The 16,641-nt window shown below is 57.4% G+C and carries 11 protein-coding genes and 2 CRISPR repeat arrays; of the genes, 10 read left to right on the top strand and 1 reads right to left on the bottom strand.

Annotation, left to right across the window (positions count from 1 at the left end):
• Positions 1-236 precede the first annotated feature (236 nt).
• Positions 237-983: direct repeats of the CRISPR family, unit length 39 nt; unit sequence GTTCGCATGCCTGCACGCCGCGTTAGCGGACTGAAACCC.
• Between the two features lie 307 nt (positions 984-1,290).
• From P0652_RS18645 to cas6, 10 genes are all read left to right on the top strand, one after another.
• Complete coding sequence (locus P0652_RS18645) at positions 1,291-3,027, top strand: Cas10/Cmr2 second palm domain-containing protein (RefSeq protein ID WP_284180414.1); 1,737 nt, start codon at positions 1,291-1,293, stop codon at positions 3,025-3,027.
• Positions 3,024-3,701 carry an RAMP superfamily CRISPR-associated protein gene (locus P0652_RS18640; protein ID WP_284180413.1) on the top strand — a complete coding sequence of 226 codons (678 nt, stop codon included), beginning with the start codon at positions 3,024-3,026 and terminating at the stop codon, positions 3,699-3,701. The genes P0652_RS18645 and P0652_RS18640 overlap by 4 nt, the downstream gene beginning before the upstream one ends.
• Positions 3,698-4,945 (top strand): hypothetical protein, encoded by a 1,248-nt coding sequence (locus P0652_RS18635; RefSeq protein ID WP_284180412.1) that lies wholly within the window; start codon positions 3,698-3,700, stop codon positions 4,943-4,945. The genes P0652_RS18640 and P0652_RS18635 overlap by 4 nt, the downstream gene beginning before the upstream one ends.
• Entirely contained in the window at positions 4,914-5,321 is a 408-nt protein-coding gene (locus P0652_RS18630; protein ID WP_284180411.1) for a hypothetical protein, read from the top strand. Before P0652_RS18635 ends, P0652_RS18630 begins: the two co-directional genes overlap by 32 nt.
• A complete protein-coding gene (locus P0652_RS18625) occupies positions 5,318-6,811 on the top strand; it encodes an RAMP superfamily CRISPR-associated protein (protein WP_284180410.1) in 1,494 nt (497 codons plus the stop codon). The genes P0652_RS18630 and P0652_RS18625 overlap by 4 nt, the downstream gene beginning before the upstream one ends.
• Complete coding sequence (locus P0652_RS18620; protein WP_284180409.1) at positions 6,812-7,306, top strand: hypothetical protein; 495 nt, start codon at positions 6,812-6,814, stop codon at positions 7,304-7,306.
• 15 nt (positions 7,307-7,321) lie between these two features.
• Positions 7,322-9,556, top strand: coding sequence for a TIGR03986 family type III CRISPR-associated RAMP protein (locus tag P0652_RS18615; RefSeq protein ID WP_284180408.1), 2,235 nt, complete (start codon positions 7,322-7,324; stop codon positions 9,554-9,556).
• A 111-nt stretch (positions 9,557-9,667) separates the two neighbouring features.
• A CRISPR array of direct repeats spans positions 9,668-11,430; the repeat unit is 37 nt; unit sequence GTTTCAGTCCGCTAACGCGGTGCGTGCCAATGGCAAC.
• A gap of 132 nt (positions 11,431-11,562) precedes the next feature.
• Positions 11,563-13,536: a CRISPR-associated endonuclease Cas1 gene (cas1, locus tag P0652_RS18610; RefSeq protein ID WP_284180407.1), complete on the top strand. Its 1,974-nt coding sequence runs from the start codon at positions 11,563-11,565 to the stop codon at positions 13,534-13,536.
• A 9-nt stretch (positions 13,537-13,545) separates the two neighbouring features.
• Complete coding sequence (cas2, locus tag P0652_RS18605; protein WP_284180405.1) at positions 13,546-13,830, top strand: CRISPR-associated endonuclease Cas2; 285 nt, start codon at positions 13,546-13,548, stop codon at positions 13,828-13,830.
• A gap of 1 nt (position 13,831) precedes the next feature.
• Entirely contained in the window at positions 13,832-14,692 is an 861-nt protein-coding gene (gene cas6 / locus P0652_RS18600) for a CRISPR system precrRNA processing endoribonuclease RAMP protein Cas6 (protein ID WP_284180404.1), read from the top strand.
• A gap of 20 nt (positions 14,693-14,712) precedes the next feature.
• Here the strand turns inward: cas6 and csx16 are convergent, their stop codons facing one another.
• The gene (gene csx16 / locus P0652_RS18595; protein WP_284180403.1) at positions 14,713-16,314 is read right to left on the bottom strand and encodes a CRISPR-associated protein Csx16; all 1,602 of its coding nucleotides are present in this window, start codon (positions 16,312-16,314) and stop codon (positions 14,713-14,715) included.
• Positions 16,315-16,641 lie beyond the last annotated feature (327 nt).

The following is a 16,641-nucleotide window of genomic DNA, read 5'->3' as shown; positions in this document are numbered from 1 at the left end:
TTCTGGTCTCCTCATGCGGCCAGAACGAACTTCAAGCTGGATTAGGTCAGAGGGGCAACGTCATGAGGCTAGGAACCATTTTTACACCTATGCAACAACGATCGCGTCCGGAGATAGTGAGGAGCCTATTTTCCACGCACCTTCTAAAATCAGCAAAACAATGCGAAGCATTTCTCGAGGTCTGTGGAAATTGGTATCTCCGAAGTCGATTTGACAAACCTTTTTAGGGTGGTAGGGTTCGCATGCCTGCACGCCGCGTTAGCGGACTGAAACCATGACGGCGATGGGCAGCTTCCCGATGATCCGGTTCGCATGCCTGCACGCCGCGTTAGCGGACTGAAACACTGGAACAATCCGATAATGGTTGTACCCATCTTCGTTCGCATGCCTGCACGCCGCGTTAGCGGACTGAAACATGGCCCTTTTCAGGGCCATCAGGCTTTCACACGTTCGCATGCCTGCACGCCGCGTTAGCGGACTGAAATGGCCCGATCCTCGAGGGTCGCATAGGTCTGCTGGTTCGCATGCCTGCACGCCGCGTTAGCGGACTGAAACATTTCGACTTTTTTTGAGTGATTTCGCCCGTAGTGTTCGCATGCCTGCACGCCGCGTTAGCGGACTGAAACCCCACCTTCTCGCCGCCCAGCCCCAGATTCTCCAGTTCGCATGCCTGCACGCCGCGTTAGCGGACTGAAACCCGGGCCCGGGAAGAGAACCTCGGTATTGGTGCCGTGTTCGCATGCCTGCACGCCGCGTTAGCGGACTGAAACCCCGCTCGGCAGCGATGGCCTCCATGATGGCGCGGTTCGCATGCTTGCATGCCGCGTTAGCGGACTGAAACAGGGCGTCGGAGACGGCCTCCAAATGCTCGCGCGATCGCATGCCTGCACGCCGCGTTAGCGGACTGAAACTTCATGGTGATCATGTCGCGGAAGTAGCGGCAGGTTCGCATGCCTGCACGCCGCGTTAGCGGACTGAAACTGTTTGCCTTCGCCGCCCACCAATGCGTTTTTGTTCGCGCGCCTGAGCACCGCGTTCGCGAACTGAAATTGAAGCGGGTTCGCTGATCCAAGGAACCTCGACCCAGATAGGCCGCGCTCCCAACGCATTTGGTGCTAATCCCCGCGCTTTGGCCTTGATTGACCGCGTTTTCCGTTGGCAGCGTTACTCCCATGCTGCCAATGCCCTACAGAATTCTTTGGATTTATGACACTCCTGCTTCAGAAATGCTCTTGCGCTGGGCCGGTCTTGCTCGATAGCATCTGATCAACTCAAGATTTCCGAACGCCCATGCCCTTTGTCTATGCCTTCGAGGCGAAGTCCATTCAGCGCTACATTACAGAAACCGGTCGTCTTCGCGATCTGGCAGGAGGCAGTCTTCTGGTAGATGCGTTGGCTGCCCCGGCCGATGCCCGCGGCCATTCTGCTGATCTTGTCGAGGCTGTCCTGGCCCAGATGGAACACCCTCACCTCACGTTCGTGCGGCGCGCCGGTGGGGCTTTCGCGCTCGTGAGCGATGACAAGGGCGAGCTGGAGACATTTCGTGCGCTCTACACGTTGGCGGTGCAAGGGTTTGCTCCTCAACTCGCCTTTGCAGATGGTATCGCGAGCGGAGAGACCCTCGGTGCTGCGCTCAAGGCGGTAGTTGCATCCCAGACCGCGTCACGCGCCTGCATCCGCCCTTCCCTGCCAGAAATCGGCCCACTCACCGCATTGGCTCCGCGCACCGGCCGCGCTGCGGTGGCGATCGTGCATGACGAGCGCATTGATCTCGCCTCTTCCGCGCGGCGCAGCGCCATCGCTTTCCAGAAGTCTGCACGCGATCGTGGCGAGCTGGCTGGCATCGAACACCGTATGATGCCGCCGGCTCGACGTGTCACTTGCGTCTGGCCCAACGAACTTGACGCAGCCGACGCAATGCCGGGCGCTATCGTGATGCCCGGTCTCGGTGAGAATTCCACCGTCGGTCTGCTTCACGCCGATGGAAACGGTCTCGGGCAGCTCTTGATTTCGATTCGTTCGAAGCTGGAGCCCGTGACGGATACTGCCTCAGTTGCCAATTTTCTGATGACTCTCTCGCGCGAGATTGCCGCCGCCACCGAGCGGGCCATCCACGTGGCAGTGGAAGAGGTTCTTGTTCATGAGGCAATCGGTGATCCAGATGCTATTGGCGAGGATCATCGCCTTGTGCTGGCCGCCCGTCCGATCGTCATGGGTGGCGATGACGTAACAATGCTGTTGCGGGGGGATCTTGCGATGCCCTTCTGTCGGCGCTTTCTCCTGGCCTTTGAAACCGAGACAGCCGTTGCCATGACCAACACGACCAAGACCGTGCCAAAGGGGCTTCAGATTGAGCTCCCCCAGAAGCTCACGGCCTGTGCCGGCATCGCTTATGTGAATGCTTCGCAACCCTTTGACCGCGCTTCCGATCTGGCAGAACAGCTTTGTGCGTCAGCCAAACAAATATCAAAGTCCGATGCCGGGCGTTTCAAGATGGCTGAGGTTATGTCCTCCGTGAGCTTCCATCGCGTCACGACCAGCCGTTTTGCCGAATATGCAAGCATTCGGGATGGCGAATTGCGGGTGGTCTCCGATCGCGGCAGTGAGCACGATCTTTACATGACCATGGGTGCTTATCGATTGTCAGATGTCGGTCCGGCGGATCAGTTCATGAAACCGCTTGATAGCCTGATCAAACTGGCTTCGCTTTTGGGTGAGGATCGTTTCCCGGACGGCCCGCTGCGTCAGTATCTCGGGGTTTTGAGCGATCAACCACTCGATGCAGGCGACACCTACAAGCGCTGGCGCAAAGTCATGCAATCGCGCGGACACAAAAGCGAAGGCGGTATGCTGACGCAGTTTGATGTGGCTTTGGCAGAGTTGGGAGTCGTCACACCGGAAACGGCACCAATTGTGGCTAACGACCCGCAGCGCCCAAGCAGCGGCCAGCGGACGCCCTTGCTTGATGCATATTCATTGAAAATGGCTGCGCGGCGCCTCAACAAAAATCTGGACGCCGCATCGTGACCGACCTTATCTGCACGATCACATTCCTCAGCGACTGGCATTGCGGCACCGGAGCAGGGGCGAGCGCAACGCTGGATGCCGTTGTTGCACGTGACACTACCGGCTGCCCGCTTGTCCCTGGGCGTACGCTACGGGGCATCCTTCGGGATGGCGTCCGACAGTTGGCGGCCCATGGTCACCTTAAGGAGCCGCTACAGCAGAGCGAGCTAGTGCTTTTCGGCGATGAAGGCTTTGACATGATGAAGCCCACTGGCGATCGACACGTGCGCGGCACTCGCCCAGGCCGGCTTCAATTCACGGATGCTTGCATTTCAGCCGATGTGACCCGCCATCTCGCCACTTTACTCTCGGGCTCGAAAGAACAGGAACAGGAAGCAAAACGATTGCGTGCGACGCTGTTCAGGTCAATCGCAATGACCGCGATCGGTGAGCATGGCACCGTGAAAGCGAAATCCCTGCGGATGATCGAGGTGGCTGTTCCGCTCACGCTCACCGCCCGGATTACTCTGACCCCGAGGCCTCTAACGGCCCATGTGCGCGTCGATGGCGAAGATATGATCGAAGAGGGCTGGCCAAATATTCTTCGTGATGCTGCCCTATTCACCGATGGGATTGGTTCGGGACGCACGCGTGGCCTTGGGCGCTGTCGCATCGAATTTGGAGGACTGGCATGACCATGCATCGTGCTCAGATCCAAATCACGCTCAAGAGTGCGACATCATTCTCGCTTCGGTCTGCAACGCAAGGTGGCCACCAGACCCTACTCCATGTCCCTGGGGCCGCACTTCTCGGCGCGATGGCAGCGGAGATTCCAAATGGCCTTGATCGGTGGACGATCGTCCATTCCGGCAAGGTTCGGTTTGGGGATGGCTTGCCAAGCCGCAATGGCCGTGTGGCCTGGCCGGCACCGGCCTCGCTGATGCGCCGCAAAGCGAACTCGAGCGGCCTTTGGCCACCTTTGAACACCGCCTCCTTCAAGGAAGACGACATCGCCGAGTTGCACAATGCTGCGCATAGCCCTCCGGCCGAGGGCCAACAGTGGAATCCTGCAAAGCTGCAATATGTCCTGCTGCCAGAAGATGGAAGTACCGACGCATTTCTGCATGTCAGACCGCGAACGGTTGATCGGCTGAAGACCGCGATTGATCCGGTGCGCGGCACGTCGCGGGAACAAATGCTTTTTGAAATCGAAGCGCTTGCATCAAACCAGGTTTTTCAGGCAGCGATCGAAGCTCGCCTGGGGACTTTTTCTTCCGAGCCAGCGAAAGATCGCCAAGCTTTTGATGCGATGGTCAACGCTTTTGCTCCCGCGAGTGGTCGAGTTGTTCGTTTGGGGCGGAGCCGCGCGACGGAGTTCGGAAGCGCTGAATTACGACTTCTGCCCGGTGCAGAGCGGAATGAGCATCAGGAGTTGATTTCGGGCGAAGTCGTCGTCTGGGTGCTCTCTGATACAGTCATCATCGGCTCTGCCGGCATCCCGGCTAGTGAACTGACGGCCGCGGCATTTGGTCTGACTGGCGGCACGCTGATTGCCAGTCGCTCTTTCGTTGGCATGAACAGCGTCACGCCTTTCAATGGATTTAGGGGCACAAATGACGTTGAGCGCCAAAGCATCAAGGCGGGCAGCGTTCTCGTCTTTTCTGGTGTGACGCACGCTGTTCGTGGCCAGTCGCGGGTTGGAGCCTACCAGGCTGCGGGCTGCGGCCATATCTGGGTCGCACCACCGATCCTGTCGTCGACCAGGATCGAGATCATCCTGCGGGAAGAGCAGATCCAGCGAAAACCGGTGGATGCCACCTTGCCGCAGAACAACCCTCTGATGGCGTGGATGTTATCAACAGCTGGCCGCTCACAACAGTTTTCGAGCGAGCGCATCAGGGGCGGTAGTGCTTCTGCGCAATCTCGCAAGTCTATATGACCGCGCGGAAGCTTACCTTGGCAGGCAGGACACGGGACTAGCAGGGCCAGGTAAGTCGCAATGGAGTGAAATTGCCGTTCAACTGGAGCGAAGGCGTGGCAAACAGGGCCTTGAGGAACTGCTGTTCGGCAAAGAGGGACTGATCAAGGAAACTGATCCGCAATGGAAGATCGCTGTGGGTCCCGGACGAACCTTTCGGATGGAGATGCAGGACGCTTGCGCGGAACTTGGAAAAGAAGCCCAGCAAGGAGGGATGTTCGATCCAGCCGCGGTTATTGCACTTGCCGCGAAACTGATGACCCTTGAGGTTTCATCTGGCAGGACCGATCGCACAGGCAAAGAGCGATCACGAACCAGAGAGGCAGGCCGCCGATGAGCCACCTGTATCTGGCCCGGATTCGCCTGAGGGCACTTTCGCCCCTTTCGATTGCGAGCGGTCGAGAGGATGCCGAAAATGATGTGCTGCTTGTCCGCGACGCAAATGGACTGCCCATGATCCCGGCTACAGCACTTGCGGGCGTTCTGCGCGGCAGGCTGCTTGAAGCCGGGTTGGATGCGAAGGCCATTGATGATGCATTCGGTCGCGCGCGCCAGACCGGGGTCAGAAGGGAATTGATTGAGCGATCCCGGCTCACACTAACCAATGCGGCCGTCGTGGATCGTCATGGGGTCGCCATCGATGGGCTCTGTTTTGATCTTGCAACCAAGGCCAAGGCCGACGAGATACTCCGCCGGGCCTTGGCGATCCAGCCTCTTAAGCGCGACCATGTGCGGCTGTCTGCCCGGCATGTGGTGGATGGAGAAGGCAAATTCGAACGAAATGCGTTACCGGCAGGCTACAGGTTCGTTTTTGACTTGCGATTCTCGGATCCAGCGCGGACCGAGGGGAACTTCTGGTCCACGCTGCTCAACGCGATCCGAGAGGAACCTTTGCAGATCGGCGGGGGCACTCGGCGTGGCTATGGGATGGTGGATGCCATTTCGATCCGGCCGATAGTTGTGGACCTTCATTCCGAATCCGCTCTTGATGCCTTGCGAAGCTGGCCTATCGAGCTGTCTAGGGCGTTGCCCGAGAGCACCGTCGATCTGGTGAAAAGCCGTGACCCTGTTGTTGGAAAGCGCTCGATTAAGGTCACGCTGACCCCGTCTGATTTTTGGCGGATCGGCGGCGAGCGTCGCTATGAAGGAAAAGGCGCCAGCAAGCTCGATGATGGCGAAAAGGCACCACAACTCGTTCCCTATACAGAGCCACGGATCGTCTGGAAACAGGACGGTACGGAGCACGGAACTGCGGTTCTAGAGGACCAAGAGCGCCTCGTTGTTCCGGCAACTGCCATCAAGGGCGCCATACGTCATCGTATGGCGTTTCACGCGAACAGGATCACCGGCAGGTTTGCCGATCCCGATTATCCAGCCAAAAACCCCGCTGGCGAGCCCGAAGGAGTTCGCAAACTTCTCGGTTATGTGGATGAAGCGGCCAACATACAAACCAACGGCAACTCAGCTGCTAAGCAAATCTCGGCACAGGCAGGTCTGATCGCATTGACAGACGCGTGGGTCACTGATCCCAAGACACTGGATCTTTGGCATAATGGGATAGACCGGTTCTCCGGGGGGGTGAGATCGAGTGTTCTTTACGGCGAGCAAATTGTCTTCAAGGGGAAGCTCGAATTCAGCATCCATCTCCGGCCGGCACAGGGCGATATGTTGAAGCCCGCCCGTGAAGCTTTTGCGCAGGCGGTTCATGACTTGATCAATGGCCGCCTCGCGATCGGCGCCGGCTCCAGCAAGGGGCACGGTTATATGAACGGTGAGATCAGCGATGCGGTTCGATGGAACAAGTGGGTCGAAGAGGGGGTGATCTGAATGAGCGCCTTGCTTACGCAGTCTTGCGAGCTCACGAAGTCGCTGAATTTGCCGACATTATACCAAGTCGCTCTTGAGATAACATCCTATACAATCGCAGACCCATCAAGCGATGGCGCGGAGGTTTTCAGGGCTATTCACGACTTTTGCCCTCGATCTGGTTGGATTTGGGACGACGCTCATTCGGTTCGGTTGGTAACCAAAGCCGATGGCTTTGAGGCGAAGGGTCGCATTTTCAAGGCCGAATTAAGCGATGGCGAGAACCGCGGCGCAGTCATACGCCACCTTGATGGCGACAACTGGACTGTCTCGATCCTAACGGAGGCGGAAGGCACAACGCATCTCGCTGAGGATTTCGAACAGATCACCACGCTAAAGGGGGACCGAGAGACGTCGCGTCTCCACTATCGCCGCTACTGGCTGGTGGTGCCTGGTGAGGCGAGCCAGGTTGTCGCCGCGCGCTTTGTCAAGTTTGGTCCACCAGCAAGTCGGTAAGCACAGGGTGTAGCGATGAACACATCTTCCCAGGCGCAGGCAACGTCCGACGATGTCCACACCCCCTATAACTTCGTTCCACTGTCACCCTATGTGTTTGAGCCCACTTGGGCAGAAAGCATCAGTCATGACCTGCCGTTCAAGGATGGGTTGAGCGGAATTATCTCATTCAACGTCATTTCCGTGACGCCGCTGCTCGTTGGCGGCAAGCGCAAACAGGCCAATAACAGTCAGCCCGGTCGTGTTGAGTTCTGCCGTCTGCCGGATGGCGATCATCGCTATTTCATCCCCGGAAGTTCCCTGCGCGGGATGGTCCGGAATGTTCTTGAAATCGCGTCGTTCAGTCGGATGAAGGCCGTCGACAACCGACGGTTCTCCCTGCGGGACCTTTCCGGAGGAATGCAGCAGCTCTACAATAGGCGGATGGAGGAACGACCTGACGATGGCTTTGTCTTTCGCGCTGGTTGGCTTCGTTACGACACGAATAAAGCTATATGGATTATCACCCCGTGTGAATATGGGCGAATTCCGGCAAATCAAATCGGAATTCACAACGTCAGAAAGTTCGAACATCAGCCCGTTGGAGCCAAGTATACTGCCGTGAGAAAAGCAATGAATGGAGATGGGCTCAACAGTCGCCTAGAAGGTCATTTCCAAATAGTTGAAAATGGAAAATCCGACGTTCGCAAACTTATTATTGTTTCCAAAGACGTTCGTGGTGCTTTCCCAGGGACAGTGGTACTAACCGGGCAGCCCAACGCAGAAAAGAAGAAAGAGTTCGTTTTCTTCAATGAGAATGCGACCAAATCGGTTGCAGTCAGCGCTGAAGTCATGCGTGAATTTCGTGACATTCACGAAACGGCAGCGGCAAGCGCCGACCCTTTCAGCGCTAAGCAACGCGACGGCGGGGGCGAAGAAGCAAAGAGCACGTGGGATTACTTCAAGGGGAAAGAGCGCATCCCCGTATTCTTCCACACTCAAAACAACAAGGTCGTCTCGCTGGGCCTTGCCCGCATGTACAAGGTCCCGGCTCGGCAGACCATACACGACCTTCTCGGCCAAGAGCATCTCAACCAGGCAAAATTGGATCTTGCAGAGGCGATTTTTGGCAGAATTGCAGCGCCCGACGGTGCAACGACCGATACTGTTGCGTTCACGGGCCTGAAAGGGCGCGTCAGCTTCGGGCATGCCGTTCTCGCATCGCAAATTATCCCGCAGGCTGTCGAGCAGCGCCCAGCTATTCTGTCGACACCCAAACCTAGCTTCGCGCCAGCCTATTTGGTCCAGCCGCAAGGTAACCCGGCGACAGGTGAGCTGAAGCATGGCGCAAGCTACAGCAGCTATGAGGACAGCGCGACCTTACGTGGCTGGAAGCGCTATCCGGTGCGGCCGCTCGCGGCGGCGCGCACCCCCGCGCCCATCCCACCTGCCCTCGTTGACAAACTCACTCAGCAAGTCGTGCTGAAAACCTTGCCGGAGGCCATGACATTCTCCGGGGAACTACGAGTGCATAACCTGCGCCCGATGGAATTAGGGGCTCTACTTTGGGCCATGACCTGGGGAGGGAATACAGCTCTTGCGCACGCTCTTGGCATGGGCAAGCCCTTCGGCTTTGGTCAGGTCAGGTTTCAGCTGAATCCCGAAAAACTTCAGTACAACTTGAGCCGAGCCGATGGCGAGAAAGCCCCCTCTTTGACGGAGTTACTGAAGACCTTCGAGGATGTCATGGAGGCCTTCATTCAATCCAAGGGGCTGAAAGCAGGCGATGAGCCCATCGGTTGGAAGGACAGCGACCAGATCATGGCGCTGACGGCGATGGCAGATCCGCGCAAGGCGGAGATCATACACGTGAACGGCCGCGCCGTTGCCAATGGCCCCGCTGGATGGCTTGAATCCATGCCTCTGACCGATTTTGCGACCAAGAAGGGCGCGAAGGGTGGAAAGCCCCGCTTTCTGCGGCCCTATGCACGGCAGCAGCACAGCGGATCTCTATCGGCGAAGCCACAGGCCGCTCCGACACCCACGAACGCCCTCGGGCAAAGCCGACCTACACAGGCTCCGGCACGCGCGGTGCCCGTAAGCAGTGGCCTCGAAATCACAGCAGGGACAAAGGTCTATGCAGACGGAGAGCTGGCAACCCTTTTGGATGACGTGACAGAGGAAAAAGTGCGGAATAGAACAACTGTGCGCGTCGATTATGGAGACGATGACGTGCTCTCGATCAGCGCCCACCGGATTAAGCGCGCCTGAACGAGTATAGCACGGGCTTGCTCCCCCCGCCGCATTCCGGCGGAGTTTAGGTCTGGAGCGCCCGAACACGCTTTAAAGGGGCACCAATACCGAGGTGTTCTTCCCCGGCCCGTTTCAGTCCGCTAACGCGGTGCGTGCCAATGGCAACTCGGTCCGTCTGGCTTTTCCTTCGCCATTCAGGGGGGCGCCTGTTGCAGTCCGCTAACGCGGTGCGTGCCAATGGCAACCTTCTTTCAGGACAGAAGTCAGAAGTCATCGGCGTTGAGTTTCAGTCCGCTAACGCGGTGCGTGCCAATGGCAACAGGCCCTCGCCACCGCCCTCAAGGAGACGATGATCCGGGGTTTCAGTCCGCTAACGCGGTGCGTGCCAATGGCAACCCTCGGTGGTGAAGGGGGCACGGGGCAAGACCTGGTTTCAGTCCGCTAACGCGGTGCGTGCCAATGGCAACACGGCTGGATTGAAGCTGAGCCGGAGTGGGAGATTCTGTTTCAGTCCGCTAACGCGATGCGTGCCAATGGCAACCAGAACGCCATCCCTGAGGCCGCAAGGTTGAGAGTTTCAGTCCGCTAACGCGGTGCGTGCCAATGGCAACGCGGCGGGGGGGGATTCTTCGGAATACCCTGCGTGTTTCAGTCCGCTAACGCGGTGCGTACCAATGGCAACATGCCTATCGCAACAAACACAGTCCAAAATAATGTTTCAGTGCGCTAACGCGGTGCGTGTCAATGGCAACCGAACGGCCAGAAGGTGACTCTGCACGAGCAGAGTTTCAGTCCGCTAACGCGGTGCGTGCCAATGGCAACCCTTCACGACCAACTCGTTCGGCGCGCGCTGGCAGTTTCAGTCCGCTAACGCGGTGCGTGCCAATGGCAACCAGGTCTCGGAATACGAGGCGTTTCGCGTCCGCAGTTTCAGTCCACTAACGCGGTGCGTGCCAATGGCAACGGCCCGCCTGGGCCTCGCCCAGGTCCAGACTGCCATGTTTCAGTCCGCTAACGCGGTGCGTGCCAATGGCAACTCGTGGGTGGAAGCGGCAGGACGAAGCGATGCGGTTTCAGTCCGCTAACGCGGTGCGTGCCAATGGCAACGAAGCAAAATACGACATTGATTTTGCCAATGGCCAAGTTTCAGTCCGCTAACGCGGTGCGTGCCAATGGCAACTCGGGGATTGCCCACGGAGGGCGCGAGCCCCAAGGTTTCAGTCCGCTAACGCGGTGCGTGCCAATGGCAACATGATGTCTATGAGAGACCAAATCAAACAATCTAGTTTCAATCCGCTAACGCGGTGCGTGCCAATGGCAACTCTACCGCGCCATGCTAGCGGCAAGGGGGGAGTGGTTTCAGTCCGCTAACGCGGTGCGTGCCAATGGCAACTCAACTGCAATAACTGCCCAAAACTGCCGCCGAGTTTCAGTCCGCTAACGCGGTGCGTGCCAATGGCAACGCAGGATAATGTGTGGGGTATTCGGGATTATCAAGTTTCAGTCCGCTAACGCGGTGCGTGCCAATGGCAACCATCGCCGCGCAGGCCAAGGAGGAGGAGCGTTTCGTTTCAGTCCGCTAACGCGGTGCGTGCCAATGGCAACAGGCGAAGCAGGGAGGGCGCAATGGGCGTGTTCGTTGTTTCAGTCCGCTAACGCGGTGCGTGCCAATGGCAACTGACGCTTACTACTGGTTTACTTTGGATCATACCGGTTTCAGTCCGCTAACGCGGTGCGTGCCAATGGCAACAGCACCATCGCCAAGGCCATCGCGCAGGCGAGGCAGTTTCAGTCCGCTAACGCGGTGCGTGCCAATGGCAACCGATCCCTCCACCCCGGATCAAACGGCGGCCGGGTTTCAGTCCGCTAACGCGGTGCGTGCCAATGGCAACCTACCTCTTCACAGCCAATTGTCAATTCCATATATAAAAAGACCCATTTCCACGTACCTTGCATTCTTCGGAGCAATAAATCATCATTCTTGGAACATACGTGGAAAATGAGCTTCTAGCCAGCGGTTCAACATGGCCCCTCCGATCTCCGGCGCGCTGTTCGATATCGTGAGCTCCCTGCCCTGCCTGCGGGCGGCTTGGTTGCGCGTCGAGGCCAATCAGGGTGCCGCCGGTGGCGATGGCGTAAGCATTGAGCGCTTTGCCCATGTCGCTGAAGCGCAACTTGAATTGCTCTCTCGACATTTGCGCCACGGCCACTATCGGCCAGGGCCGGCGCGGCGGGTCTATGTGCCGAAAAAATCCGGCGGCATTCGCCCGCTTGATATTCCATGTGTGATCGACCGGGTAGCGCAAGCCGCCGCAGCGCTGACACTGGACCCGATCCTCGACAAAGAGATGGAGGATTCGAGCTTTGCCTATCGCCGCGGGCGTTCGGTCGCACGGGCTGTGGCGCGGGTCGCGTCTCTCCGGCGCGCCGGCTTCACCCATGTCGTGGACGGGGATATCCGCCGCTATTTCGAGAACATCCCCCATGAGCGGCTCATTGGAAAACTTGAGAGGCATGTGGATGACCCGGCCCTTGTGGATCTCATCTGGCTCTGGCTTGAATCCTATTCACTGACTGGGCGAGGTGTACCGCAGGGTTCGCCCATCTCGCCGCTTCTCGCCAATCTCTACCTCGATAGTGTCGACGAGGCGATCGCCTCGGCTGGGGTGCAACTGGTGCGCTTCGCGGATGACTTTATACTGCTTACCCGATCGCCCGAAAAGGCCGACGACGCGATGCGGCATATGGCTGCCCTCCTCAGGTCGGAGGGGCTTGAACTCAACCCCGAGAAGAGCCGGCTCGTCACCTTCTCCGAGGGGTTTCGGTTCCTCGGTCACATCTTTGTCCGCTCAATGGTCATGCAGGAGGTGTCGCCCGACGAGACGCCCTCGGAAGACGCAATCGAGGCCGCCGAGCAGTTCGCGAAGGAAGCAGCCCGCGCGCCCCATAACGCCAACACGGATGAGCAAGCCACCCAAGAGAAAAGCCGACACGCGCGGCGCCTCTTCCCGGTCTATGTGATCGAACCTGGACGGCGCCTCGAAGCGCGGGGCGAGCGATTGCGCCTTCTGGACGAGGCAGGACGTGTTATCGACCTCCCGCCGGCCCGCATCAACCGGATCGAACTGGGCCCAGACACCGAAGCCACTCTTGAAGCCCTTGATCTCGCGATCGCCAACGATATTGACATTGTCCGTATAAATGCGCGCGGCGATGTCGTTGCTCGCTACGAAACCGAGGGGCCAACGCGCGCAAGGCTTCACCTCGCACAGGCCGCGATGATCCTCGATCCGGATCGACGGCTCGCTATGGCTAAGACGATCGTGAAGGCGCGCATCCACAACCAGCGCGCCCTGCTCCGGCGCCTCAATCGCGATCGGAAGCACCCTGATATGGCCCATGCCGCCCAGAAGATCGGTCGAACCATGCTCAAACTTGGCATCGTCCAGGAGATTGCCTCCGTCATGGGCGTTGAGGGAGAGGCCAGCGCCCTGTTTTGGCCGGCCTTCGGGCAATGCTTCCCGGAGCCCTTCCGTTTTTCACGACGAACACGCAAAGCAGAAGCGGATGCGGGCAATCTTGTGATCAATGTTCTTGTTGGGATTCTCGCGCGTGATCTTAGGGCTATGGCCCTCAGGGCAGGACTTCATCCGGGGATGGGGGCGCTTCATTCGACACGGAATGGCGAAGATGCTCTGATTTACGACATCATCGAAGAATTTCGGTCGCCGATAGCGGAAGCCTGTGCATCAGCTCTGTTCAACCGGCAGGCCGTCGATCACAGAAGCTTCACCAAGGATGCTTCCAGGCTGCGCCTGACGCGGGATGGGTGGGCTGCCGTGATCCGAGGTTACGAAGCGTGGGTCGCACGACCCGTGAAATCACCGAGATCGGACATGACCCTGAACTGGCGCGGCGTCATGCTTGAACAATTTCAGCTTTATGCCGATGTTTGCGTGTCAGGTAGCGATTATCGTGCTTACGCGATGGATTATTGAACAGGCTTCATGTCAACAGAGCACGCCTTTGTCTTTTGCTATGATGTTTCAGGCGATCGAGCACGCGCAAAGATCGCTGAGATGCTTGAGAAGCATCTCGTCCGGGTCCAGAAATCGGTCTTCGAAGGGCGGATGACGCACAGGAAAGCCCAAAAAATAGCTGAATCAATCTCGGTGCAGCTTGGTCCTGGCGACTCCCTGCGGATTTACGCCCTTACGAACCAAGCCCTAGATCTGTCTTTCTCGGTCGGAGGCGCGCCGATGCCCGAAAAGAACAACTTCCTGCTCTTCTGACATGACCATCTTGAATCCGAGCCTCACTCTTGATCCAAAAAGCTTCGTGGAGATCTGGCGACACGAGGAAATCCGCGTTGTCTGCCTTCGACCGCCTGTCCTAGAAGACCACCCTGATTTGCCTGTCCGCATCCGCGGCGCTCTGGGGCGCATCCTCGCTGACATGCCGCCGCCGATGAGCTATCGCCATGATCCGTTCAACAGACCACGGGCCTTTCCCTACCTTTTCGGCGACGCTGCAACCGCCAGACCCTTAGCAATAGCCTGTGACATCGTTGGCCGCGAACTGACGGTTACGATCTCACTCTTCGGTTCTGCCCGCATTTGGTCCGATCAAGTGCGCGAGGCACTTCTGCAAGCGTTGACCGAAGGAATCTCGATGCGCACCGAAGGAAGAGTGCGATACCCACTCAAGCCGATCGATTGTATGGTGCGAACGACATCTGCGGCGCCCCCATCTGCTGTGATCAACCAGACCACATTCCGGTTCCTCTCGCCTGTTGCTGTCCGAGACGGCGCGCGATTGTCAGCGAGCCCCGCCTCCCTGCTCTGGGCAATGATAACACGCATTCGCAATCTGGCAGGCTGGTTCGGTGTTTCTTTGGAGGAAGATTGGGCCGAACTTCACAAAATCTGCCTTGAGGCCCGGGTCAATGACAGCACTCTCTTGCCCATTTATTTCCGACGCTATTCGCAACGGCAGCGTGATCGCAGAATTCCAATGATGGGTTTTGTCGGAACAATCCGGATGGAAGGTGACCTCTCCAGATTGGCGGCATTCCTCACCCTAAGCAATTATACCCATATAGGCAGCCATGCGGCACTGGGATTTGGACGGACGCTAACAATTACCTACGCGTAGCTGAATGAATTATCACTTTTTTAATTGGAAGCAATACCAATACTTGCATCATAAACAAAAACAATACCGCTATTTGTATCAACATAACAAATTTTAAGATCTCTATTAAAAGTTACAACGGCCGCAGCAACAGAAAACATTTTTTGACCTGCTGTAATATCAACACATATGTCTTCATCGAATAATTTTTGATGCGGAAATCTGAGAACATTCAGATTAGGGCGAGCCATTAATTTATCAAACTCTAAGTGCGCTTGTTGAATAGCAGCTTCGAGACCAGCTTTAGCATGATCATAGCTTTCATACGCGACGCTTGACTGGCCATCAGAACGCATCACCTCAAAGGGGCGGCCAAACTGATCCCGAACAAGATCGATGGTCAAGCATCCATCGTTGCTCCAGGCAACTGGATCAGATTGCCGCCCGACACGCACATTGGGCCCAAGCAGTGCCTCAAGAAATGGCGCAGCAAATTGGTCCCATAGCTTAAGTGATTCCGTTGACGGCAGGACAAGGACGCGTTCAAGCGTTGTGCGGTGATATTCGATCGCCCGAATAAGTTGTTGCCAGTTTTGGCTCGTGCCGAAAACAGCAGGATCGATGTTTCGATCAGGAAACTTCTCGTTCAAAAGGCGATTGATTTCGTTCTGATTGTCATGGCTAGCGCCCTCACCTTGCTGCCATTTGACATAGATCTCCGGGGCACCCGCAAAAGCGGCCTGAACAATGCCGAGTTTTTCCCGTGCAGCGGGAGTCATCCGCGAGAGTCCGGTAATCAGGACCCGAGTCTTGTCTTCGCTGTCCGGCACGGCATCAAGCCTGCTCCACTGCACCTGACGCACTGCATAGATGCCGATCAACATCATTAAACCAGCACCAAGCCCGGCAAAAACCATCGGAAACAGAGCAAATTCCTTATACGCCTCCACACATTTATCGGCCGTGCCCGGGGATGCCCATAAAATGCCGCCGAGCCCGGCACCTCTAAGCTGGTCACCGAGAAAACAGAAGCTTCCTGTCAGCCCCACGCTGCGCAGATATTCGACGCAATAGGCCAAGATCGCCGCAGCGATCCCACCTGAAACCGCTAGCCGGAACGGCTCAAAGCCGAGCCAACGCCCCAGTTGCTTCAACCGACCCCGTACGCCATTCGGCAAGGCAAAGGAGAGGCTATGGAAAAATCGCCTGAGGGCCAGTCTCAGAGGCGCGCCAGCAGCACCCGCCGCTGCCGGTGGGTCTGCGAGCGATGGGCGCAGCAAGCCGTCTGAGGAAAAACGTTCCGGAGACACAGGATAGGCATGCAGCACCACGCGTTCCAGTCGTGCGCCAAAACCCTCCATTTCCTTAACACTGAAATCGGCACGCCCCCGAGCCGATTCCGGCAAATCCATCACAATAAGGTAGACAGATGCGCCCAGCCTTTGGGCATCCAGGATCAAGGCTGGGGGTAGAATCCCAACCAGAACATCACCTTTCTTGACCGTCTTGATATCAAGATGCGCCTCAACTTCACCAAGAACTCCGCGTTGACTCAACCACTCAACAGCACCGGAGTGGCGCGTGATGATCCGCACCCGCACATCTGCATTGGGACCAGAAGAAGCCGTAACTTGCGACACCATGCTTATCCTAGGGCCGTTATGAAGCAAGAGTGGGTTGTCAGACTATTAATTGCCGCTGAGATTTGGCCCGGGTTTTTCGGTGAGAAGTGATCCGGGTTAAAGATTTTTCCCGCGTTGTTAGCAGGTCGTCAAGCACGTGCTTTTTTCCATTCAGGTCTTTTGGGGGAGATGGCCTCTGCGTCGCGCGCGCCCTTTGCCTGGTCCATCGTGAGCACCCTTCCCTTCTGATTGGTGAGAACAAAAAAGGAACATTTCGCACGCAAGTGACCTGCCACTGAGTTGTCATCCAGCGGCGATTAGAGCCTCGGCGGGTTTTACGCCTTGTGG

It is taken from the genome of Rhabdaerophilum sp. SD176 (assembly GCF_030143245.1).
Lineage (GTDB): Bacteria > Pseudomonadota > Alphaproteobacteria > Rhizobiales > Beijerinckiaceae > Rhabdaerophilum.
Note: the sequence above shows the minus strand (reverse complement) of the source record. Positions and strands in the feature narration are given on the sequence as shown.

Excerpts from the sequence above, each read along its gene's own strand:
- P0652_RS18645 (WP_284180414.1), top strand. The coding sequence starts at position 1,291 with ATGCCCTTTGTCTATGCCTTCGAGGCGAAGTCCATTCAGCGCTACATT.
- P0652_RS18635 (WP_284180412.1), top strand. The coding sequence starts at position 3,698 with ATGACCATGCATCGTGCTCAGATCCAAATCACGCTCAAGAGTGCGACA.
- P0652_RS18625 (WP_284180410.1), top strand. The coding sequence starts at position 5,318 with ATGAGCCACCTGTATCTGGCCCGGATTCGCCTGAGGGCACTTTCGCCC.
- P0652_RS18620 (WP_284180409.1), top strand. The coding sequence starts at position 6,812 with ATGAGCGCCTTGCTTACGCAGTCTTGCGAGCTCACGAAGTCGCTGAAT.
- P0652_RS18615 (WP_284180408.1), top strand. The coding sequence starts at position 7,322 with ATGAACACATCTTCCCAGGCGCAGGCAACGTCCGACGATGTCCACACC.
- cas1 (WP_284180407.1), top strand. The coding sequence starts at position 11,563 with ATGGCCCCTCCGATCTCCGGCGCGCTGTTCGATATCGTGAGCTCCCTG.
- cas2 (WP_284180405.1), top strand. The coding sequence starts at position 13,546 with ATGTCAACAGAGCACGCCTTTGTCTTTTGCTATGATGTTTCAGGCGAT.
- cas6 (WP_284180404.1), top strand. The coding sequence starts at position 13,832 with ATGACCATCTTGAATCCGAGCCTCACTCTTGATCCAAAAAGCTTCGTG.
- csx16 (WP_284180403.1), bottom strand. The coding sequence starts at position 16,314 with ATGGTGTCGCAAGTTACGGCTTCTTCTGGTCCCAATGCAGATGTGCGG.